This window comes from Kineosporia rhizophila (genome assembly GCF_021277265.1).
GTDB lineage: Bacteria > Actinomycetota > Actinomycetes > Actinomycetales > Kineosporiaceae > Kineosporia > Kineosporia rhizophila.
In genome coordinates this window covers 141096-163935 of the sequence record NZ_JAJSOH010000011.1, presented here as the reverse complement: position 1 = coordinate 163935, position 22840 = coordinate 141096, and the positions used below count along the sequence as shown (strand labels likewise).

16 protein-coding genes are annotated in these 22840 nt (G+C 69.8%); 2 read left to right on the top strand and 14 right to left on the bottom strand.

Features of this window, described 5'->3' with window-relative positions; translation table 11 throughout:
• Nucleotides 1-2: 2 nt before the first annotated feature.
• The 5 genes from LWF15_RS17940 to LWF15_RS17920 all read right to left on the bottom strand — a co-directional run bounded on the left by LWF15_RS17940 (nt 3) and on the right by LWF15_RS17920 (nt 5370).
• Entirely contained in the window at nt 3-1424 is a 1422-nt protein-coding gene (locus LWF15_RS17940) for a cytochrome ubiquinol oxidase subunit I (protein WP_232811995.1), read from the bottom strand.
• Between the two features lie 68 nt (nt 1425-1492).
• Nucleotides 1493-2368: an ABC transporter permease gene (locus tag LWF15_RS17935; RefSeq protein WP_232811994.1), complete on the bottom strand. Its 876-nt coding sequence runs from the start codon at nt 2366-2368 to the stop codon at nt 1493-1495.
• Nucleotides 2369-2370: 2 nt separating this feature from the next.
• Nucleotides 2371-3135 carry an ABC transporter ATP-binding protein gene (locus LWF15_RS17930; protein ID WP_232811993.1) on the bottom strand — a complete coding sequence of 255 codons (765 nt, stop codon included), beginning with the start codon at nt 3133-3135 and terminating at the stop codon, nt 2371-2373.
• Nucleotides 3132-3968 carry an ABC transporter permease gene (locus tag LWF15_RS17925; protein ID WP_232811992.1) on the bottom strand — a complete coding sequence of 279 codons (837 nt, stop codon included), beginning with the start codon at nt 3966-3968 and terminating at the stop codon, nt 3132-3134. Before LWF15_RS17925 ends, LWF15_RS17930 begins: the two co-directional genes overlap by 4 nt.
• Before the next feature lie 94 nt (nt 3969-4062).
• Nucleotides 4063-5370 (bottom strand): ABC transporter substrate-binding protein, encoded by a 1308-nt coding sequence (locus tag LWF15_RS17920; protein ID WP_232811991.1) that lies wholly within the window; start codon nt 5368-5370, stop codon nt 4063-4065.
• A gap of 283 nt (nt 5371-5653) precedes the next feature.
• On the opposite strand from LWF15_RS17920, the gene LWF15_RS17915 reads away from it, so the two are divergent.
• Nucleotides 5654-6574 carry a D-Ala-D-Ala carboxypeptidase family metallohydrolase gene (locus tag LWF15_RS17915; RefSeq protein WP_232811990.1) on the top strand — a complete coding sequence of 307 codons (921 nt, stop codon included), beginning with the start codon at nt 5654-5656 and terminating at the stop codon, nt 6572-6574.
• A 939-nt stretch (nt 6575-7513) separates the two neighbouring features.
• Here the strand turns inward: LWF15_RS17915 and LWF15_RS17910 are convergent.
• The 9 genes from LWF15_RS17910 to LWF15_RS17870 form a co-directional block, all read right to left on the bottom strand.
• Nucleotides 7514-9742 carry an HNH endonuclease signature motif containing protein gene (locus tag LWF15_RS17910; RefSeq protein ID WP_232811989.1) on the bottom strand — a complete coding sequence of 743 codons (2229 nt, stop codon included), beginning with the start codon at nt 9740-9742 and terminating at the stop codon, nt 7514-7516.
• Between the two features lie 836 nt (nt 9743-10578).
• Nucleotides 10579-11763, bottom strand: coding sequence for a M4 family metallopeptidase (locus LWF15_RS17905; protein ID WP_232811988.1), 1185 nt, complete (start codon nt 11761-11763; stop codon nt 10579-10581).
• 16 nt (nt 11764-11779) lie between these two features.
• On the bottom strand, nt 11780-12076 hold the full coding sequence (locus LWF15_RS17900) for a protealysin inhibitor emfourin (protein ID WP_232811987.1): 297 nt from the start codon (nt 12074-12076) through the stop codon (nt 11780-11782).
• Nucleotides 12077-12105: 29 nt separating this feature from the next.
• Nucleotides 12106-13953, bottom strand: coding sequence for an alpha-amylase family glycosyl hydrolase (locus LWF15_RS17895; protein WP_232812062.1), 1848 nt, complete (start codon nt 13951-13953; stop codon nt 12106-12108).
• Nucleotides 13954-14040: 87 nt separating this feature from the next.
• Entirely contained in the window at nt 14041-15435 is a 1395-nt protein-coding gene (locus LWF15_RS17890; RefSeq protein ID WP_232811986.1) for a YihY/virulence factor BrkB family protein, read from the bottom strand.
• Between the two features lie 99 nt (nt 15436-15534).
• Complete coding sequence (locus LWF15_RS17885) at nt 15535-16380, bottom strand: tetratricopeptide repeat protein (RefSeq protein WP_232811985.1); 846 nt, start codon at nt 16378-16380, stop codon at nt 15535-15537.
• Nucleotides 16381-16922: 542 nt separating this feature from the next.
• Nucleotides 16923-17546, bottom strand: a complete 624-nt coding sequence (locus LWF15_RS17880) for an excalibur calcium-binding domain-containing protein (RefSeq protein WP_232811984.1) — start codon at nt 17544-17546, stop codon at nt 16923-16925.
• 582 nt (nt 17547-18128) lie between these two features.
• Nucleotides 18129-19244, bottom strand: coding sequence for a ribosome small subunit-dependent GTPase A (gene rsgA, locus LWF15_RS17875; RefSeq protein ID WP_232811983.1), 1116 nt, complete (start codon nt 19242-19244; stop codon nt 18129-18131).
• A 304-nt stretch (nt 19245-19548) separates the two neighbouring features.
• Complete coding sequence (locus LWF15_RS17870; protein ID WP_232811982.1) at nt 19549-20757, bottom strand: YihY/virulence factor BrkB family protein; 1209 nt, start codon at nt 20755-20757, stop codon at nt 19549-19551.
• A gap of 262 nt (nt 20758-21019) precedes the next feature.
• On the opposite strand from LWF15_RS17870, the gene LWF15_RS17865 reads away from it, so the two are divergent.
• Complete coding sequence (locus tag LWF15_RS17865) at nt 21020-22702, top strand: acyl-CoA dehydrogenase family protein (protein WP_232811981.1); 1683 nt, start codon at nt 21020-21022, stop codon at nt 22700-22702.
• Nucleotides 22703-22840: the final 138 nt, after the last annotated feature.

Sequence of the window (22840 nt, the reverse complement as noted above, 5' to 3'; positions counted from 1 at the left end):
TTTCAGTACGCGAAGCTGAGCGGGCGGTCGGCGTCGTCGTCGTGCTCGTCCGGGCTGTCCACCTCGGGCGCCCCGGCCGCGGCGTAGCGCCGGATCAGGCCGAACCAGACCACCGCCAGCCCGCCGTAGAGCAGGGTGAACACGGTCAGCGAGGTGCCCACCGTCCACGGGCCGATCATCGAGACGCCGTCCTCGGTGAGCATCCGGATGGCCGGGTCACCGTCCGGGGCGGGTGCCACCACCCAGGGCTGGCGGCCCATCTCGGTGAAGATCCAGCCGGTCAGGTTGGCCAGGAACGGGGCCGGGACGGCGACCAGGGCGAAGCGCGCGAACCAGCGTCCGGGCGTGCGGTCCCTGCGGGTCACCCACAGCCCGACCGTACCGAAGGCGGCGGCCACGAGGCCGAAACCGATCATCAGCCGGAAGTTCCAGTAGGTGGAGGCCAGGTTGGGCACGTAGTCCCGCCCGTCGCCGTACTTCTCGGAGTACTCCGCCTGCAGGTCGTTGACCCCGTCCACGGTGGCCCCGAAGTCGCCGGTGGCCAGGTACGAGTACACGCCGGGGATGCTCACCGCCCAGACGTCGCAGTGCCCCGGGCCCGGGTTGCCGATCGCGAAAAGGCTGAAACCGGCGCTGTCCTCGGTCTCGCACAGCCCTTCGGCCGCCGCCATCTTCATCGGCTGCTGCTCGAACATCAGCTTGGCCTGCCCGTCCCCGGTGATCGCCACGCCGATCCCGGCGATCAGCAGGACCACACTGGCCAGCCGGAACACCGGACGGTAGAGGTTGCTCGCCCGGTCCCTGACCATCCACCAGCCCGCGATGCCGGCCACGAAGGTGGCCGCGGTCATCCAGGCCGCGGTGATCTGGTGCGGGAACGCCCACAGCACAGTGCTGTTGGTCAGCAGGTCGAAGATGCTGTTGAGCTCGGCCCGCCCGGTCTCCGGGTTCAGCTCGACCCCGACCGGGTGCTGCATGAACGAGTTGGCCGCGAGGATGAAGAACGCCGACAGGTTCACCCCGATCGCGGCCAGCCAGATCGCGGCCAGGTGCACCCTGGCCGGCAGCCGGCCCCAGCCGAAGATCCAGGCCCCGATGAAGGTGGACTCCAGGAAGAACGCTGCCAAGCCTTCCATCGCCAGCGGGGCCCCGAAGACGTCGCCGACGAAGCGCGAGTACTCGCTCCAGTTCATCCCGAACTGGAACTCCTGGACGATGCCGGTGACCACGCCGATCGCGAAGTTGATCAGGAAGAGCTTGCCGAAGAACTTGGTCATCCGCAGCCAGCGCTCGTCGCCGCTGCGCAGCCACAGGGTCTGCATGATCGCCACCATCGGGGCCAGGCCGATGGTCAGCGGAACGAAGATGAAGTGGTAAACGGTGGTTACACCGAACTGCCATCTGGCCAGGTCGAGGGCGTCCATGGAACACACCCTGGCGGTAGGCCGCCTACCGGCTGTAGTGACTAAGGTCCCGCAGGGAGGGGACTGTCCTACTCACTCCATCGGGTGAGGCGCCCGGTCACGTGATTGACCAGTCTCAGCGAGGCCAGGGAGAGCGCCACGAACACTCCGGCCACCACCACCATCTGATCCACCAGCGAGAAGAGCAGCGTCTGGTTCAGGGCCCAGCCCAGGCCGGACTGGATGCCGTACAACTCCGAGGCCAGCACACAGGCCCAGGCCGTGCCGGCGGCCAGCATCAGGGCGCCGCGCAGGCCGGGAAGGATGGCCGGAAGGATCACGTGCGTGCGCAGCCGCAGCGGGCCCAGGCCGAGAGTGCGGGGGTAGTCGGTGACCTGGGCCGGCAGGTTGCGTACGGCGTTGGTGGTGGCCAGCAGCATCACCCAGAAGGCGCCGAAGGTCACGAACGCGATGCTGGCCGAGGTGGTGGCGCCCAGCCAGAGGGTGAACAGCGGGGACATGGCCAGCACGGGCAGCATACGCAGCACCCCAGCGACACCGCTGACGGCCTGGCGGACCGGCGCTGCTCCGGCCACGAGAAGCCCCACCGGCAGGCCCAGCCCGACCGCCAGGAGGTAGCCGCTCCAGGCCCTCACCGCGGTGGCCAGGCTGTTCTGAACCACGGCGAGAACGGCCAGAGGGACGGAGTCCTCGGCACCTTGGAGCGTTGTGGCCGGCCCCCAGCCCCCCTTGTAGAAATGGCTCAGCCCGGTGATGCCACTGGTGAGAATCTTCTGCAGCGGCGGCACCACGTTCTGGCCCTGCTCGGTGGTGGCCCCGACCAAGAGCGAGAGCAACTGCCAGAGGACGATTCCCGCGACTACGCCGGCCAACAGGGCCCGGTTGCGGGGCCGAGTCCGCAGGGCTACTCCGAACCGCCGCGCAGCAACGTCGGGTTCAGTCATCTTCAGGCCCAGCCATCTTCGGGATCGGCCAAGTACTTCAGGAGCGTCGATCGCAGAGCGTTCGCCTCGGCGTCCATCCGCAGCTCTTCACCTCTCGGCCGCTCGAAAGTGACCGGTACGTCGGCGCGCACTCCCCCTCCGGCCACCACGACCACCCGATCGGCCAGGGTGATCGCCTCGTCCACGTCGTGGGTCACGAACACGATGGTCTTGCCGGTCTCCTGCCACAACTTCAGAACCGTGCGGTGCAGGCCCGCCCGGGTGAGGTGGTCCAGCGACGAGAACGGCTCGTCCATCAGCAGAATGTCGGGGTCGTTGGCGAATACCGCCGCGATCGCCACCCGTTTGCGCATACCTCCGGAAAGCTCGCGGGGCCAGGCGCGTTCTCGGCCCCTGAGGCCGACCTCGTCGATGAAGTGCTCAACCTGAGGACGCCAGTCCCTCTCGGGAACCCTGCGGCTGCGGGGGCCGAGCGCCACGTTGTCCCGCACTCTCAGCCAGCCCGGTATCGCGTCCTGCTGAAAGACCATGCCCCGGGACATGCTCGGTCCCTGTACGGCCACGCCATGCGACGTGATGCTTCCTTCGGTGGGTTGAAGCAGGCCGGCCAGGCACCGCAGCAAGGTGCTCTTCCCTTGCCCGGAAGGCCCCAGCACGCAGAGGAACTGACCATTCAGCACGTCCAGGTCCAGACCCCGCAGCGGGACAACGGAATCGTCACCCCGGCCGAACTGCACAGTCAGCCCACGGATCTCAAAGGCCGTCATCCTTGCCACCGCAGGACCGGGGCCACCGCAGCCCGGATCAGCACGTCCAGCACGAGCGCCACCAGCCCCAGCGCGATCGCCAGAGCTAATACAGCGCCCACGTTTCCCTGCTGGGCCCGCACCGCGATCAGCCGCCCGACGCCGGCCCGGGACCCGAGCAGTTCGGCGCTCGCCTCCAGGCTGATCCCCGTGGCCAGTGCCAGCCGGAGCACCGCCACGATCGGCGGGAAGGCGCTCGGCAGCACCACCGCGCGAAACCTGGCTTTGTTGTCCAGCCCGAGGGTCGCCGCGTATTCCTCGGTGGTGGGCGGAATGTTGAGCGCCGCCGATTGCGCCACCACGCCCACCACGACGAAGCAGTAGAACGTGACCAGCGCCAGTTTGCTCAGGGGGCCGGCCCCGAACCAGACCAGGAAGAGCGGAGCCGCGACGAGCACGGGAACGGCCCCGAAGACGAACAGAACCGGCTCTGTGACGTCACGCAGCCACTGCCGGCGGGCCGATGCCAACCCCGCCAGAATGCCCAGTGTGCTGCCGATCAGCCATGCCCCCGCCGCGGTGCCGACCGTCCAGGCCAGATTCACCACGTAGCCGGACTGTCGGATGCCCAGGTATTCCAGCCCCCGGTCGCCCTGGAAGCCGTGCTGGAACTCCCAGAGCACCACGCGGGGTCCGGGCAGGACGGCGTCGTTGCCGGTGGCCAGAGCGGCCAGTTCCCACAGACCCCAGAAACAGAGGACGCCCGTGGCCCCCCAGAGGAACGGGTCGAGTGCGCGGGGTTGACGCTTACCCGACCCGGTTCCCCGGGTGACCTTCTCGACAGACAGGCTCACGGACGTCCTCAATCGGCTCTGGCAGTTGCTTTGCTGGTGTCAGACAGCTCTGGCGGGGTCAGGCTGCTCTGGCTGGTCAGGCAACTCTGACTGGTCAGGCAGCAGCCGCGGCGGCGAAGCGGTAGGCGTCCAGGTAGTTACGCCCGTCGTACTGCTCCTGGGCCTTCTTCTTCAGGTCCCCGTCCGGCGCCGCGGCCAGAGCCCGGTCCGCCTCCTTCTTGTAGCGCACCAGCGCCTCGTACACCTTCCCCGCGATGCTCAGCTCGTCGGGCTTGTGACCCTCCCGGATCACGCCCTGACCGGCCAGCACCGCCAGGTTGGCCTCGGCCACCGTCTCGTAGAAGAACGGGTCGTCGCTGTCGGTGTAGAAGTCCGTCGCATCCTCGAAGTTGCGCAACGAGTAGATGTCGTCGAACGTCCCGGCCAGCTCGGCCGCGGTGATCTCGGTGCCGGTGTAGGAGTTCAGGTACTCGACGAAGCGGCCCGCCGTCTCCTCCGGGTCGGCCTGCAGGTCGTCGATCAGGCGGTACAGCACGCTGGTGAAGCGCAGCAGCGTCTCGAAGTTCTGCTCCGCGTACTCGGTGGTGGTGACCAGCCCGGAGTAGGTGAAGCGCAGCGGCACGGTCTGCTCGTGCGGCAGGTTGTCGATCAGCTGACGCAGGTCGATCAGCGGCTCCCAGCCGTTCTGCTGCAGCTGCACCACGAACCCGGCCGACGACGGCGAGAGGAAGTCCGCCTTGCCCGCGAACCCGGCCTTCACGATGTCCGGGTTGGCCAGGAACTCGATCTTGACGTCCTTCTCCAGGTCCAGCCCGGCGGCCTCGGCCACGGTGTTGCGGAACAGCGGGCTGCCGCCGTCCACGCAGATCAGCTTCTGCCCCTTCAGCTGCGCCATCACCGCGGTCAGGGCCTCGGTGAAGTCCTTGCCGTCGGCCATCTCCTGGGCGACCGTGCGGTACTTACCCTTCGGCGCCACGATCCGGTAGACGTACGACACGTCGCTCACCGCGAACCCGACCACGTTCTTCACGTTGTCGATCTGGTTGGCCACCGTCGGGACGTAACCGCCGCCCAGCTCGACCTGACCGTTGACCAGCGGCGTCAGATTGCTCAGGAGGTCCTGCTGGGCGCCGTAGGGCTCGGGCGTGATGGAGATGCCCACCGCCTTGTAGTAGCCCACGTCGATCCCGGCCACCCCCAGCAGCTCGTCGCCCCAGGGAGGGAAGGCGGCCTTCACCGTCACCTGCGGGATGGAGTTCCCCGGCGCCGCCAGGCCGGGCGAGGCCGTGAACGCGGCCCCCTCACCGCCGGCCGACGACGGAGCCTGGGCGCACCCGTTCAGCACTGCTGCCGCACCCGCCGTGATGGCGGCGAGCAGGGTGCGGCGGCTGACGTTGTTCAACGCTGGTCCCTCTTCCCTCGGGTCTGGCCTCGGATCCCGGCCTGGCGTACCGACGGGGACACGAGCCCCACCGGAACGGCCCAACTACAGCAGGTGCACGCCGTGGGCGTCGATGTAGGCGGATGACAACGGGAAGCGGTTGATCTTGTCAGGGGAGCCGTGACCGGTCTCACATGTGACACGGGATGCCGTGCTGACACAGAGTAATTCGCAATACTCACAGTGCTTTCACGGCTAACAAACCTGTTGCATACGTTGCACACGCAACCACTGGTCTCGTTTCATGTACGCCGTGACCCCCGACGACGCCACGACGAAGACTGACGACACGCCCCGGCTCATCACCACCGAGGTGCCCGACAGCCCGAGCGGGCTGGACGACGGGCCGATCGGCGAGGAGAGCCCCGACGCGAACGACCGCAACCCGTTCTCGCCCCGCTCCGACGTCTCCGGCGACCCCCTGGACCTCGAGCAGGGCCTGCCCGACGACGCACCGATCTTCAAGGGCGCCCGCAACGAGGGGGACGACGAGTACCTGCCGCTGTCCACCCTGCGGCAGGCCACGGCGGCCCGGAACCTGCGCACCGCCGCCGCCCCCACCCCGGACGCGGCCTCGCTGACCATGACCGAGGTGACCAAGCGGCTGCGCTCCCTCGGCTTCCGGATCCGCAGCACCGGCGAGCGTGACCAGGCCATCCGGGCGTTCAAGACCGGCTGGTTCAAGCTCGGCCCCTCGCTGATGGACGGGACGGTGGCCAACAGCATCCTGGGCCCCAAGGCGAGCAAGGCGATCGACCTGGCGTACGAGCGCGACAAGGACGGCCTGACCACCATGTCGCCGCACTTCTCGTTCATCGAGGCCCGCTGCAAGTGCGGGGGCAACTTCACCGACTGCCGGCGGATCTGGCCCACCCGGCAGTCCGTGATCGCCGCCGAGGCCCTGCGCACGACGTTCTTCCCGCGCGGGCTCACGCCGGTGTCGTGGTGCCGCTGCACCGGGCACAACCGGTACGTGGGCGGGGCGTCCTCATCGCGGCACCTCAAGGGCGACGCGATCGACATCCCGCACACCGTGTCGCTGCGCCGGATCAAGACGCTGGGCATCTTCACGGGCATCGGAATCAACCGCGGAGACGGCAACGCGCAGCACGTCGACCTGCGGCCGGGCTCGGCGACGGCTCCGACGGTCTGGTACTACGCCTGATCCGGCTGGCGGTGCGCCTGGCTGTCGGGCGGTGCGCCTAGCCGTCCGGCAGTACGCCTAGCCGTCCGGCAGTACGCCTAGCCGTCCGGCAGTGTGCGTGGCTGTCCGGCGGCGCAGCTGAGCTGGCTGCCAGCACGCTCGTGCCCGTTCAGCGGGGCACCTGAGCTGTTCGGTAGCACGCACGAGTCACCAGGCAGCACACCTGAACTGTCTGGCAGCACGCTCAAGCCTCAGGCAGCACGCCCGAGCCGTCCGGCAGCACGCTCAAGCCTCAGGCAGCACGCCCGAGCCGTCCGGCAGCACGCCCGAACCCGCCCAACAGCACGCTGGAACCCGTCCAGCCGCCAAACCAAGTCGCACCAGCACCGGCGATAGATGTGCATGCACGTCGGCACACGCAGCGGGCCGGGGAACCTCTTTCCCGGCCCGCCGCACCTTTCCTGGCACACCTTCCGGCACTCACGCCCTCGTGTCCGGCGCCCTTGCGCCCTGCCGACGCCCCTCCCGGCCCTCCCCAGCTCCAGCCCTCCTGCCCCAGCACCCTCCTGCCCCAGCACCCTCCCGCCGCAGTCCCCCCGCCGCGGTCCTCCTCCTGCCAGATCCATCTAACGGCCGCCCCTCCCACCTCCTGTCCTCCTGCTTCAGCCCGCCCAGGTTGCAACCCTCCGGCTCCCCTCCAGCTCCAGCCCTCTCCTGCTCCAGCCCTCTCCAGCTCCAGCCCTCTCCTGCTCCAGCCTCCCAAGCTCCGCCCTCCGCCATCTCCAGCCTCCCTAGCTCAGCCTCCCCAAGTCCGCCCAAGCTCAGCCCTCCCCAGCTCCAGCCTCCGCGGGCGTCTGTGCACCTGGCCTGATTCCCCGATTGCAGACACGCGCCCCACTCAGCCGTCCACGAGAGCCGCCCGACTACCCGAGCTGCTCCTGTGCTGTCGCGAAGCGAGCCTCAGAAAGGGGGCTCGCCGTATTCAGGGAAGACGCCGGTTGCCTGACCCCAGGGAGCCTGTGGAGGTCGAGCCAGGGGTGGCCTGATCGCGGACTTGGCTGCTTGCTTCGCGGACTGCTTGGCTGCTGCTCGTCGAAGCCGGTCCTGGCGATCGGCCTGCCACTGCAGATCACGGCTCCAGCGGCGGGTGCGACGGGCCGTGCGCTCGGCCGAGGACATCAGGTCGATCCGTGTCAGAGTCTCGTCCTCTGCCGGGAGCGCGGGGGCCTTGGTGGGCAGACTCCAGCCGGGCATACCCGGCAGGCACGCGGGCGAGCTCGCATGACCGGTGCCGTCGGGGGTGGTCCAGATGATGGTGCCTGGTGGATAGGGCTCGCTGGCTCGGGCCGGGCGGGCTTGCCATCCCCCGAAGGTCTTCAGGCGGTGGTGCCCCCGGCAGGCCGGGTGCAGGTTACAGGCGCACGACACCCCTCCACGCTCGAAAGGCTGGAGATGATCGAGATCGCAGCGGCTGGCTGGGGTGCTGCAGCCAGGGAAAGTGCAGACCGGGTAGCGCGCGGCAACCTGATTGGTGAGGGTCCGCCCCGGCCTGTAGCGGTCGGCCTGAGGTTGCTGGTGGTCCAGGCCGACCGGGCATGAGGTCTCGTCAGCGTCAGGGGGTGCGTGAGTGCAGGCGGTCGGCAGCACCAGGAGCGTGACTTGGCTCGGCGCGACGGCCAAGCGGCGGGCATGCTCGGCACTGATCACCCCGTGGCCTTGTAGGAGACCAGGAATCTGATCCAGTCCGAGCAGGGTGGCGTCGGTGATCGTCACTACGAGATGCGCGCCGCGGCCCTTGCCCCGGGGCAGGTTCGGAATCTCCCACCAGGCCGGGATCATTCCTTGTGGCACCGGAGGAAAGCCCGGATCCCGCAACGGGTTGTAGTTGTCGGCGGCTGTCGGCTGCACGTCTTCCTCCTCGTACCAGCGGAAGGAGTCTGCGCCAGACTGAGCCGAGCGAGCTTCACATTCTTCGTCGGTGGCTGGCTCGGCCTCGGCGGCCGGAGCGTCCGGATGCGCGGCGGGGCCGGGACCTGCGGTCGGCGCTCCGGTTTGATGGGGAGGCTCTTCGGGGCAGCGTTGCTCGCGGGAGTGCTCCTGACGGGCGGACTGCTCGCGGGAAGACTGCTCGCGAGACGACTCCTGGCGGCAAGCCCCCTCGCGGCACGACTGCCCGCGAGACGACTCCTGGCGGCATCCCCCCTCACGGCACGCCCCCTCACGGCACGCCCCCTCACGGCACGCCCCCTCACGGCACGCCTCCCCGCGGCACGACCTCTCACCGGAAGGCTCTTCGTGGGCGGGGCCCTTCCCGGAAGGCTCGTCTGTGGGCAGGTTTTTGGCTGAAGGCTTGTGGTGGAGGGTGGTTGCCTGACCCGTTTGCTCAGCCAGATCTTCGTCGCGTGCTTCGTTGCGGGGGTCGGGAACCAGAGGAATGTGCACCCCCTCCGACAGGGCATGCACCAGCGCCGCCAGCACGTCCGCACGCCGCTGGGCATGTGTACGGCCGTCCGGCACACCGTCTTCGGCGGCTCGGTCACGGGCCGCGTCGGCGGCCGCATCGAGGAAGCCGTCCAGCAACTGCCCGGCCTCGGCCGAGACCAGGGCGGTGATCAGGGCCATGCCGTCGGGCTGGGCCTCGACCTGTACGTGCCGACCGCGCAGGGCCTGGGCGTGACGGTCGTTCCCTCCGTCCGGATCGAGCTGCAGCAGCAGCCTGACGATCAGCCGATCCAGCTCCCCGTAGGTCAGGTCCGGAGCCTGGGCCGCCACCATCGCCTCAAGCAGCCGCCAAGCATCGTTCCCCGGCTCGAGCTGGGGCCGGGTCTCACTCGCAGTGTGCAACTTGCTCGTGACCAGACGGGCTCGGCCGGCATCGATGCGCCCCTGCTCCAGCAGGGCGAAGATCCGCGGCAGATCGTGCACCAGCCCCAGCGCGGTCTGCACCTCGGTGCCAGCAGTGAGGGGGTGACAGTTCATCTCCGGGGCCAGGCGCGAAGACACCAGCCGGCGCGAAGAGATCGAACTGGCTGAATCGCGCCCGTCCGAGCCACCCGAGCCATCTGAGCCGTCTGGATCTTGGTCATCGCGGGCACCACGGCGGCGGACGGCCGGAACTCTCTCTACGGCCGCGACCAGAGCACGCATCTGGGCCGCCTGGAGACGCCGGATAAACAGCTCCCCCGCCATCAGACCGGTAACCCACGCATCGGGGCTAGTCTCAGGCCGTGATGAGGCCGAGGGGCACAACGACGCGGGCGAAACAGGAGCCGTAGCGGATGGGACGGGCTCGGCTGATTCAAAGAGCTTGGTCGGCTCAGACAGCCGGGCGGACTGGGCTGAGCCAGAAGGTTCAGGAGATTGGACCGGCGCGGCCGACTCGGCAAGGTCCGCTGACTCGGCCAAGTCGACAGCCACTGCGAGACCGACAAGCTCGGCGATGTCCGCAGACTTGGCAAGGTCGGCAAGGTCGGCAAGGTCGGCGGGCTCGGCAGGGCCGGCAGACTCGGCGACATTGGCAGACTCGGCCTTATCGACTGTCTCAGTTACACCTTCAGACTCCATCACACTGGAAGCCCCAGCTACACCGCCAGGTTCAAATGCGCCGCCGGACTCAACTTGCCCCCCTGAAGCCGCCAGCGCGCCGACCTCCTCCAGCAGCCATTCGAACACCCCCACACTCAGCCCTGGAACACGCCCCTCGAAGCTGCCTTCTGCCAGCGCTCCCACGTGAACACCCCCAGAACGTAGGCACTTTTACGGCCCCCACCGCGACAGAACCAGACTAAACCCCACCACCGACAACCTTGCCGACCGCTACTGAAGCCGGCTCCGAACGCTCGGCATCATGAGGGACAAGTGCATGCGCAAAGCGAAGAGGGACTGCCCGGCCAACCGGACAGTCCCTCTTCGTCAAAGCCTTTCACCCGCCGACCAGAGCCACCACCAGAGGCCCCTTCAGAGACCGGCCGGCCAGCTGAGTTTCGAACCAGCTCAGTTCTGGAAAGCCTTGGTTCTGGACAGCCTCAGTTCTGGACGGCCTCCGTGCTGCTCGACGTCAGCCCGCCGTTGTCCGCACCGGTCAGGTCGATCCTGCTGGCCCCGCTGCTATTGGCGTCACCCTCCGGCCCGTCCTCGGCGGCCGCCAGTTCCACCCCGACCTCGGCCCAGGCGCTCTCGACGATCGCGCGGCCCTCGGCGCCGAACAGTTCCTCGGCCCGGGCGACGCTGATCGTGGCGAACTCAGAGAAGGTGGCGGTGGTGGTGAGTTCCTCGCTGGACAGGGTGGCGAACCAGATGCGGCCGGCCTTTTCCCAGGCGTAGCCGCCGAACCCGACCGCGGCCAGGTAGAAGGCGCGGTTGGGGATGCCGGAGTTGATGTGGACGCCGCCGTTGTCCTCGTCCGTCTCCAGGTAGTCGGCCATCGAGGCGGGCTGCGGGTCGCGGCCCAGGTTCGGGTCGTCGAAGGCGGTGCCGGGGGCCTTCATGGAGCGCAGGGCCACCCCCTGCACGGCGCTGGTGAGCAGCCCGGCCCCGATCAGCCAGTCGGCCTCCTCCGCACTCTGGCGGGGCTCGGCCGAGTACTGCTTGACCAGGCTGCCGAACACATCGGCCAGGGACTCGTTGAGGGCGCCGGACTGGTGGCTGTACACCAAGTCGCGCACGGCCCCGATGACACCGTGCGCCAGCTCGTGCCCGATCACGTCGAGCGAGACGGTGAACCGGTTGAACAGGGCCCCGTCCCCGTCACCGAACACCATCTGCTCGCCGTTCCAGAAGGCGTTGTCGTAGTCGCGGCCGTAGTGCACCGTGGCGTCGAGCGGGAGGCCGTTGGCGTCGATCGAGTTGCGGCCGAACACCTCCCACCAGAACGTGAAGGTGGCGCCCAGACCGTCGTAGGCCTCGGTGACGGCCACGTCGGGGACCGGGTCGCCGCCCTCGCGCAGCACCTCGGTGCCGGGCAGGGAACGCCGGTTCTCCGCGTCGAAGACGGTGCGGTTGGGCGTGGTGTCCAGGGCCTCGGCGGCGGTGCCGAACCGGGCCAGCGGCTGGGCCACCCGGGCGCTGCGCAGCTGCCGGTCGATGCTGAGGTCGACCAGGGCGGCCTCACGCAGCTCGGCCGGACCGCTCTCGGCGATCCGCTCGAGGATGTAGGGCGGAAGGACGTGGTGCAGACCCAGATGCGCGACTGCTCTTTCTGTTGCGTTCATTTCGCTCCCCCTTGGCTCACGAACAGGACGACAGCAGGTCGATCAGGGTGTCCATCGCCGGGTCCTCGAAGGGCTCGGTGACGGTCAGGGAGTGACTGGCTGATCCTTCTTGCACGGTCAGGTGATAGGTGTAACGGTCACCCGCGGTGGGTGGTGTCGGTTCCGGCGGCTGCCGGCCGGAGAGGACCGCCCGTGCGGCCGACTCCAGTTGTTCTGCCTCATTTTTGGGAAGGCTACTGGTGTCCACCGACAGTTTGCGGCCGAGCCCCGGAACAGCGGCGAAACCGCCACTGCGGTTCAGGTTGATGAGCATCGTGACTCTCCCGCTGATTCACCTCGAGGTCAGGGCACGTGCAGACGGCAGAGAACCCGACCCCAGTGGGAGGGGGTCGGGACCGCTGCGGTGAAGCCGGAGACCTCCACCGACCACGGCCGGTCGGGGTCGATCTCCCCCGCGAGCAGGTCGACCCAGGTGCCGTCGAGGGGGAACGGAGTGGTCACCACCTGGTCGACATCGGCGAAATTGAGCACGACGACGATGTTCTCGACCAGAGCACCACCGGCCCACCGATGAAAGACGGCGGTGCGGGCGTTTGTGTCGACACCGATCCCCTCCGGACGGGGCCCGGTGTCGGCCTCCGGCCAGAACCGCGGGTACATGAACTCCGAGCGCAGGGCCGGGTGCCGGGTGCGGATCCGGGCCAGGGCGCCGTGCAGTGCGGTGAGCGAGCGGCCGATCCGGTCTCCGGCGATCTTCCAGCGCAGCGGCCGCGGTGTGACCCGGCGGCCGGTGTCGTGGTCGTTCTCGGGCAGGTAGTGCTCCTCGCCGAACTCCTGCCCGTTGTGCACCAGTGGAACCGCGGTGGAGGTGAAGAGCGCGATCAGGTACGGCTGCACCCGCCACCAACTGCCCGGTGCGCCGACCTCGTCCTTGGCTCCGGCTCTCTGGTTCACGTGCGAGTGGTCGTGGTTACTCAGGTACAGCGTGGGCGCCTTGCGCTTGTCCTGCAGGAACCGGCGGTTGTTCAGGGCCGGCAGCAGCCGCTCGTCGAAGCCACCGGTCCACAGCCACTCGAACGTCAGCTCGTGCAGCGAGTTGTCCCAGAAGCTGTGCGTGTCGGTGGCGTTGGTCAAGGTGACCGCACTGGCGTCGATGTGCTCGACGGTGAAGGTGAAGTTCTGTTCCTCGCGCTCCTGCAGCCACTCCTGCATCGAGGAGAGCAGGCGAGGCAGGCCGCGCAGGTCGCCCGGCACGTAGAAGTTCACCGTGTTGTCCAGCCGGATCCCGTCCAGCCCGAACTGCCCGGCCCAGTAGGTGCACACGTCCAGGACCAGGTCGTTGGTGCACTCGGCGGCGAAGTCCAGATCCTGCAGCCCGGTGAACGAGCCGCCGAAGGTCGCGGCGGTGAACGGGCAGGTCTGCGGGTCCTGGTACAGCTGCGGGTAGGGGAACTCGCGGCTGACGTGGTTGAACACCCCGTCCATGATCACCTGGATACCCCGGTCGTGGCAGGCGCTGATCAGGTTCTTGAGGCGGGAGAGCTTCTCGGCCGGGGTGTCGGGAGCGTCTGCGTAGCGGGCCTCCAGCGCGAAGTACTGGAACGGTTCGTAGCCCCAGTCGAAGTCGCGATTGCGCCACGCCGTCCAGGGCATGAAGAGGATGGCATTGATCCCGACGGCGGCGAGGTGGTCGAGCTTGTCGTGGACGGCGTCGAGCGGGGCCCGTGAGCCGCGGTAGCCGGCGGTGAAGTCGTCCGGCATCAGTTCGTAGACGATCAGGTCTTGTAATTGAAGACGTTTGTGGGCCAGGGGGCGCACAGTGTTCTGGGCCGGGCTGCTGCCCCCGACCACCACACCGGAACGAAGCTCACCGAGGCCGCTGTAGCGCGCACACGGGTCGGCCACCCGGCGGGTGCTGTCGTTGTGGAAGCGTACGTCGTAGGCGTATTCGTAGAACCCGGCCGGGACCGGGCCGGGGGTGGTGGCCGTCCAGAACTCCCCGCGGGGATCCGACGCGTCTCTGGTCATCTGCAGGGGCGCAGCGCCGGGGGCGGCGAACGTGCCGGTCACCTCGAGCGACTGGATGCCCGGGTCGACACCGGCCGGGAAGAACAGCCGGAACTCCAGGGCCGCGGCGTCCGGGTCGTCACCGACCGGCCAGGCCCCGCACCGCTCGGCCATGTAGCTCATCGCAGCCACGCCTGACTTCCTCCTCCGCCGCCGGGGGTGGGGTCCGGCCTCTCATGATCCACGGGATCGGCGGCCGACGGGTCAGTATCACGATGCTCGTTCGGGCCGTTCGCCGCCGGGACCGTTCGGGTTCGGCTCCGCCCGCCTGGGCCCGACTCCAGAACCCGCTCCAGAACCAGCGCCAGGACCGGCTCCAGAACCATCGCCAGGACCGGCTCCAGAACCAGTTCCGCTCGGGGCGCCGGCCCCGGACGTGGTCTGGTCATTGGACGAGTCCCGCATCTCGGGGATCACGGGTGCACCAGGCTCGGAACGGGTCGGCCCGGAAACGCTCTGCGACTCCTGCTCCCCGTGGGTCTCCTGATCTCCGCGGGTCTCCTGATCTCCGCGGGCCTCCTGATCTCCCTGAGCCTCCTGCGCACGCAAGGCCTCTTTGGCCTGGGCCCGGGCGAGCCGACGACGGCGGCGCGCAGTGGCGTTCTGACCGCCGTGCTCGAAGCCCACGTCGACCCATTCGAAGTCCTTGGTGCGCTGGGCCCGGGCGTAGCTGCGGTAGGCGCGCTGATCGGCGTCAGTGAGGTCGACGTCGTCGGTGAAGGGGGTGAGCAGGGTGCGGGGGAAGAGCTCACGCACGCGCACCACGTTGGCCTCGGCGCAGATCAGCAGGGCCACCACGGCCAGGTAGATCCAGGCGATCAGGCCCAGGACGATGGCGAACACCCCGTTGGTGGCGTCGGCCTGACGCACCACGCTGCCCACGTAGACCGTGCCGAACTGCTGCAGGGCCTGCCACACCAGGGCAGCTGCGACGGCGCCGGGCAGCACGTCGCGCCGGCTGAGCCGGCGGGTGGTGCCCCACCGGAACAGGAACATGAAGAACAGGGTGATCAGGGTGATACCGGCCAGGCCGGAGGCCAAGCGCAGGACCTCGTTGAAGTTGAGCAGGTCGGCGAACCCGTTGACGTTGGTGCCGATGCTGCCCAGGCTGCCGGTGACGATGAAGGTCAGCGCCCCCACGGCGAGCAGGAAGAGGCTGCGCACCCGGGCGGCGATCGGGTTGGGCCGCCGGTTGCGGGGCACCGCCCACATCGTGTTCATCGCGTTCTGCGTGGCGTTGGCCACGCCGAGGGCACCGTAGATCGAGCCGACCAGGCCGATCGCCACCGCGGTGGCGCTGCCCCGCAGCCCCCGCGGGTCGCCCAGCTGGTCGCCGATCACCGGGAACTGGCTCAGGGCGGAGTCGAGGATCTCGCGCTGCAGGTCGGGGTTGCCCTGCAGGATGAAGCCGAGCACCGAGGCCAGGAGCAGCAGGAGCGGGAACACCGACAGGAAGCCGTAGTAGGTGATCAGCGCGGCCAGGTACCCGCCCTGGTCGTCGAAGAACTTGTACACGACGGCCAAAGGGAATCCGACGACCCGGTGCTTCTGCTGGAACCGGTCCACCCGGTCGTGCAGCCGCTCCGCCCGCTCACCGACCGACACTCGCCCACCACACCTTTTCCGAAGGGCGTGGTCGCGCCCACTGCCAGGGCTACCAGGATGCCGGTACGCGGCGGCCCCGGCACCCCGAAGGCCTGCGGGTCACTCCAGGTCCATGTGCTTGCGGGCCAGCTCGTCGCCGGCCTCGACCGCAGCCACGAGCAGGGCCATGCCCTCCTCCTCGCGGTCGGTGGCGCGCAGCAGCAACGCCAGGTTCAGGCGGCAGTTGGCATCGCCCAGGCTCAGCCCCATGCGGTAGGCCGCCTCGGCCGCCTCGGAGTTGTCGGCCACCTCGTAGAGCAGGTTGCCCATCGGCAGGAAGCACTCGACCTCGAGGGCCTGGGTACCGTCGCGCAGCACGGCCAGGGCCTCGGCCGCGCGCCCCTGCTCGAGGTACATCTCGGCCAGCGGCGGGCGGGTCGGCGGATACAGGGTGAGGCCGCGACTGAGCAGCCCTTCGGCCTCCCGGGCGCGTTCCTCTTCCCACAGCCGCACGCCCAGCACACCGGCCGCCAGATCGCTGCCCTGCCCGACCGCCGCCCGCAGCAGCTCGAACGACTCGATGCGGTGCCCGCGGTCACTCAGGATCCAGCTGGCGCCGATCGCGCCCTTGGCGTCACCCTCGGCCCAGGCCTGCCGGTACGCCTCGAGCGCGGCGTCGACGTCGCCCAGGTCCTCGAGGGCGCGGCCCAGGCAGTAGGCCGCTCCCGGCTCACCTGCGGCCAGCGCCGCCCCGAACGCCTCGGCCGCCTCGGACCGGCGGCCCAGCTGCATGTAGGTGTTGCCCAGGTTCAGCTGGGCCGAGGCGTCACCGGCCAGCGCCGCCGCCCCGAACAGGCGCAGCGCCTCGCGCAGGTGGCCACGGTCGGCCGCGGCGCACCCGGCCCGGACGAGGGCTCCGGGTTCGACGGGATCACCGCATTCACTGGTACTGGTGGACTGCGTCATCGGGGGGCTCCTTCTTCACGTTCGTTACCCTGTTCGGCCGGAGCCGGGCAGAAGCCAACGTGACTCCTGACACGCTCCCGCTGAACAACATTCGCGCCTGCGAGAGCGCCCGAAACGGTCAGATGGAACACATCCACACCGAGCGGGACCTCCCCGGCAACAGCCTTCCGCCTACCCTCCTGCATCACCGGGGCACCAGGACCCCAGAGGTACCGTGCATCCGAAACGACACGATTACCTCCTGTCTCGCAGTACTTTTCACCGCAGGCCGGTTCCAGCACCACCGATACTAGGCGCCCCGGCCGGCAATCTCGCCCCCAGAAGCGAAATCTGTGGATAACCGCGAGGGCGTATCCCCGCCCCCTCGGCGTTTCGGCAATCGGCCGACCACACAAGCCATCTCGACACCGAACCATGCAAGAGTGCCGATTCGCCCACCGCCGGTCATCGCCGCTCAAGGCGCGTCATCGCCGTCAAGGTCAGCCATCAGCAGTCATCGCCCTCAAAGCCGGCCCATCACCGTCAAGGCCAGTCATCGCCGGTCACGCCCGCTCGCAGGCGATCCCGTCCTGGTCCAGGTCCAGGCCCTGGTTGGCCCCGTAAAGGGCTGTACTACGGCCAAAATCCACCACCGGCGACGACAGTCCCGGCCCGTCTTCGGCACCGGAGCGCCGCTCGTCGCGCCGGGGCGCGGGCACGTCCACCGCCTCGGGCAGGCCGACCCCGTGCGGATACTCGGCGACGAGCCGGTCGCAGTTCTTGAAGCGGGGGGCCGTCTCCTGGGTCATCTGGGTGGCCTCGACGGGCGGTGCATACTTCTCCTTCTGCACCGTTCGCGGGCCCGGAATCTCCGGCGTACGCGTGCCTTCGACAACCGGCGCCCCGGACCCGAGACCGGCCGGTCGGAGCTGGGAATCACCCGGCAACAGAGCAGCATCGGACATTCGCGGCACCCAGCTGATCGCTCCCACGGCGAGCGCGACCACACCGGCCGCGCACAGCACAGCCGGCCAGGGGTGGCGGGTCGAGGGGGTGGGCACCCACAGCTGCCAGCCCGGAGGAAGCGGTCCCCATTCCGGATCCGGCTCCCAGTCGGGCGGTGGCACCCAGCCCCGGGGAGGGCGGGGCCAGTGCGGCGGCGGGTTGAAGCTCCAGCCATCGACCATCTGCGGCCTCCGATCGGCGACGGAACACCGAACGCGCCTCGGCTCCCACTGACCACGCTAGGCAGCACCTGTCTCCCGTGCCACGTACAGCCTCAGGAACAGCCCGTTCTCCTGACGCCCACGCCCGCCGAGAGGCCGATGACGAACCGCCCCGCCGACCGCACCGCCCAGCCCGTCAGCCTGCGGTAGTCGGGTGGGGGTGGACGCCAGGAAGGCAGTTGCGGTGACTCGTGCCTGTTCAGGGCTGCCAGCATGCCGAAGCGGCTGTCGGTGAACACGCGCGGAACAGAGCGCAGCCGACCCGCCCCTCCAACACAGCCAACCCGTCGGCCCCTCCAGCACAGCCGATCCGCTGGCCCCCAGCACACCGACCAGTCACCCCTCCAGCACAACCAACCCCGGCTTCTCCGCCAGCCCCCTCAACCCCTTCAACCCCAGGTACTGCAAAACAAGAGCCGGCGACCGGGTCTCCCCCAGCCGCCGGCCGCCCTCGCCAGGAAACGACGAGGTCCGCGCTTCCTCGGTACACATGGTCCACCCGGTACCAGGTGGACCATGTGTACACATCGCGAGGTGGTCAGATCACCAGCGGCCGCGCTCCGGCGGCTTCTGGTAGTGCCGGCGCAGCGCCTTGTGCATGATCTTGTGCTTGCGCAGTTCCTCCTGCCGCAGCCGGGCGTCCCGGCGCACCTCCTGCCGGAAGCCCTCGGCCACCAGGGCCCGGTACGACTCGAACCGTTCCAGGTCCAGGTCGCCGTTCTCGATCGCGCTGATCACCGCGCAGCCCGGTTCGACCGAGTGGCCGCAGTCGGAGAACCGGCAGTCCTGCGCCAGCTCGGTGATGTCGGCGAAGGTCTGGTCCAGCCCGGCCGCGGTGTTGATGCCGACGCTGCGCAGCCCCGGCCCGTCGATCACGTAGCCGCCGGCCACCGGGTGCAGTTCCCGGGTGACCGTGGTGTGGCGCCCCTTGCCGTCGCGGCGCAGGGCGTTGACCCGCATCACGTGGTCCCCCGACAACGCGTTGACCAGGCTGGACTTACCGGCGCCGGAGGGCCCGAGCAACGCCACCGTGCGTCCCCCGGCGAACAGCGCCGCGATCGGGGCCAGCCCGTCGCCGGAGGCCGAGGACACCGGCAGCACCGGGCAGGCACTGAGCGTCTGCAGTTCGGCCGCGATCCGCGCCGCCTCGGGCTCGAGGTCGGCCTTGGTCAGGATCACCACCGGTTCGGCCCCGCTGGCCCAGGCCAGGGCCAGGAGCCGGGCGATCCGGTTGCGGTCGGGGTCGGGCACCAGTCCCTCGACCACGGCGACCACGTCGACGTTGGCGGCCAGGGTCTGGCGGCGGGCGCTGCCGTCGGCGTCGGCCCGGGTGAGCAGGGTGCGGCGGGGCTCGACGCTCTCCACGGTGATCCGCTCGTCCGGCCAGAACCGCAGCCGGACCCGGTCACCGGTGGTCGGGGCGGCGTCCGGGTCGTCGTGGACGGCGGTCAGCAGACCGCCTCCCCAACTGGCCCGCACGGTGCCCAGGGAGCCCAAGGAGACCGAAGAGCCCGACGGCTCACCGACGTCCGCAAGCAGTTGGTCTTCGTTCTGGACCGGCGTGAGCTCGACCGTGGCGACCCCTCGGTCGACGCGGACCACGACACCGGGTCGCAGGTCGTTACTGATGGTGCTGGAATCTGAGCGCGTTGAAGTCACGGGTGGTACCTCTCGGAATGAGGTGCCCCCTGCCGTCGGCGGTGAGCGACGGTCAGGCGGGCGCGGGAGGAGCGGACGGAGGGGTGCACGCGCAGGACTGCGCGGGACGGCCGTCCCAGGTGGGCTCGGACATCTCGACCTCCTCCCCTGCGCCACGAAGGCGCGTCGCTACGACTCCCGCGCCACGACCGGTTCGCCCGGTGTGGCTCGGGGATGCTCGCCGGGCTGTTTCCCGGCGCACTTCCAAGGTAGGCAACTGCGGCGACGATGTCGCCTGATTTTCCGGCGGGGACGTCGGGCAGCCTCAGCGGTCGCTGTCCTCGGTGGGGTCGGAGTCGATGGTGGACGTCCGCCACGACTGGACCGCCGGGTTCGGCTTGGTCTCGGGTCCGGTCCGGATCGGCGGGAACGGCTCGTCGTCGGCCGGATCGACCGGATCGGCCTCGGGTACCGGCATGGGGACGACGGGCTGGGCGAACGTCGGACGCGGATCGAGCGGGGTGAGGGTCTCCGGCGGCTCAGGCACCGTCTCGGCTGCTTCCGCAACGTTCTCCGGCAGCCCGGCCACTGCGGCCTCGTGCCGCTCACGCACCCGCGCCCGCGCCTCGATCCGGTCGGGGGTAGGCCAGCGCTCGTCGATCGCCGCGTTCAGGGCCGCCCCGATCAGCACCGCGATCGCCAGGAAGTACAGCCAGATCAGCACCACGATCGGGGTGGCCAGGGGGCCGTAGATGGAGGTGCCGCCGACCGACTCGTTCAGCGCCCAGCGCAGCACGAAACTGGTCAGCACCCAGATGGTCAGCGCCAGAAGCGCCCCCGGCACGTCGCGGTACCAGCGCGAGCGGATCGGCGTGGAGAGGTGGTAGAGCCCGGCGATGCCGGCCACGGTGGCGAACGAGACCACCGGCCAGTACACCCAGTCCGAGCCGCCGATGTCGCCCAGGGTGTTCCAGCCGGCCCCGTACAGCACCCGGGAGAGCCAGCCGGGCCCGATCAGGACCAGCGGGATCACCACGATGCCGACCACCAGGGCCAGGCAGTAGAGCGAGAACGAGAGCACCCGGGTCCGGACGATGCCGCGCAGCCCGCCCAGCCCGTACATGATCGACACGGTGTCCAGGTAGACGTTCAGCACCCGCGAGCCCGACCACAGCGAGAGCACGAAACCGAGCGAGACGATGTCCGCCCGGCCGGCCCCGACGACCTGGTCGAAGGTGGGCAGGATGACCGAGCTGACGCTCTCCGCGGTGAGGAAGGTCAGGGTCAGCTCGCGCAACCGGCCCCGCAGGTCGCCCACCGCCTCGGCGCCCATCAGGTCGCCCACGAAGCCGATGCTGCCGACCAGCCCGAGGACCAGCGGGGGCAGCGAGAGCAGGGCGAAGAAGCCCACCTCGGCGGCCAGGCCGGTGACCCGGTAGCGCAGGCAGATCCGGGTGGTCTCGGTGGTCAGCCACCACAGCAGGGCCAGGAGCCGGCGGACGGAGCCCAGGGCCGGAGGTTGCGCCGCTGTCACCGGCACCACTCTCCCCCTCGCGCCCGCATCGGTGACCACGCCGGTCACCGTACCTATCTTTCCCAGCCGGTCAGTAACGCATCGGCCGGGCTGCCGCCGACCTGGTGACCAGGACCACGCGAGACCGAGATCCGCCCGAGATCCGCCCGAGACGCCCGCGTGACCTGACACCCGGGAGGAGCGGGCGACACGACTCGCCGTTGAGGTGGGCTTGTTACCGGCTTGTCGGTGTACCGGGGTGTCGGTCGGTACGGTGACGTTCGTGGCCGAATCCGACGACGCACTGAATCTGGTGCCCGCGCCGGCCGACCGCGACGTGTTCTCCGAGGACCAGGTGCTGGTCGAGGCGGTCGAACGGCACGAGGGCAAGGCCCACCTGGCCCGGCTGCGCGACCTGGGCCGCCTCGCCGGGGCACCGCGCTCGCTGGGCTGGGCCGACGCGGTCGACCGGTTCCCGCCCACCCTGCGTACCCACGACCCGCACGGGCGCCGGGTGGACGAGGTGGAGTACCACCCGGCCTGGCACCGGCTGATGCAGTCCGGGGTGCGGGCCGGGCTCACCGCCGCCGCCTGGGACAGCTCCGCCCCGGTGGCCGCACACACCGGCCGGGCCGCCGCAATGATCGTCTGGTCGCAGGTCGAGGGCGGCCACCTGTCCTCGCTGAGCACCAGCTACGCGGCCGTCCCCTCGCTGCGGATCGACCCCGGGCTGGACGCGATCTGGCGCCCGCGGCTGGCCGCCCGCTCCTACGACTCGGCCTTCCGGGCCCCCGGCGAGAAGCTCGGCTGCCTGGCCGGGATGGCGGTCACCGAGCGCCAGGGCGGTTCCGACCCGAAGGCCGGCACCACCGTGGCCACCCCGATGCCCGATCTTTCCGGCTCGGCCGGCAACGCCCCGGTCGAGGGCGAGCACATCTACCGGCTGACCGGGCAGAAGTGGTTCGTCTCGTCGCCGATGAGCGACGTGTTCCTGGTGCTGGCCACCGCGGACCGCGGGCTCACCGCCTTCGTGGTGCCCCGGGTGCTCACCGACGGCACCCGCAACACCTGGCGCCTGCTGCGGCTGAAGAACGCGGTGGGCACCCGCTCCGACCGGCCGGCCGAGGTGGAGCTGGACGGCACCTGGGCCGCCCGCCTGGGCGAGGAGGGCAAGGGGCTGCGGGCGATGACCGGCATGCTCACCGCCACCCGGCTGGACGCGGTGCTGCGCTCGGCCGGGCAGATGCGCCAGGCCGTGGCCCGCGCGGTGCACCACTGCCGGCACCGCGAGACGTTCGGCTCGGTGCTCAGCGAGAAGCCGTTGATGCAGAACGTGCTGGCCGACCTGGCGCTGGAGAGCGAGGCGGCCACGGTGCTGGCGATGCGGCTGGCCGCCGCGGTCGACGCCGGCGAGACCGAGCTGCTGCGGGCTGCGGTGCCAGTGGCCAAGTTCTGGGTCTGCAAGCGGGCCACCGGGGTGGTCGCCGAGGCCCTGGAGTGCCTGGGCGGCAACGGCTACGTCGAGGAGCACGGCCTGGCCCGGGTGTTCCGGGACTCGCTGGTCGGGCCGCTGTGGGAGGGCCCGGGCAACATCAGCGCGCTCGACGTGCTGCGGGCGATGGCGGTGCAGCCCCGCTCGATGGAGGTGCTGCTGGCCGAGATCGACCGCGGCCGCGGCTCCGACCCCCGGCTCGACCGGGCGATGGACGAGGTGGCGGGCTTCCTGATGGCGGCCTCCCGCGAGGCCCGCCGCGACCCGGCGGCGGTGGAGGCCGGGGCCCGCTGGATGGTGGAGCGGCTCGGGGTGGTGCTCCAGGCGTCCCTGCTGGTGCGCTGCGCTCCGGAACCGGTGGCGTCCACCTTCCTGACCACCCGGGTGGCGGGCAGCGGCGGCACTCTCTACGGCACTCTCCCGGTGGGCCGCAAGGCCACTCAGATGATCGTGGAACGCTCACTGCCCGGATAGGCACGCGGGAAATCGCCGCGACCGCCTGTGACGCCTGTCATCCTGGGGACATCCGAACACGACCCGAACCGGAGACAATTCCACCCCTTCCGGTTCGTACCGGCGAGTCGCCACCCCCTGACCGGCGGGGCGCGGGCC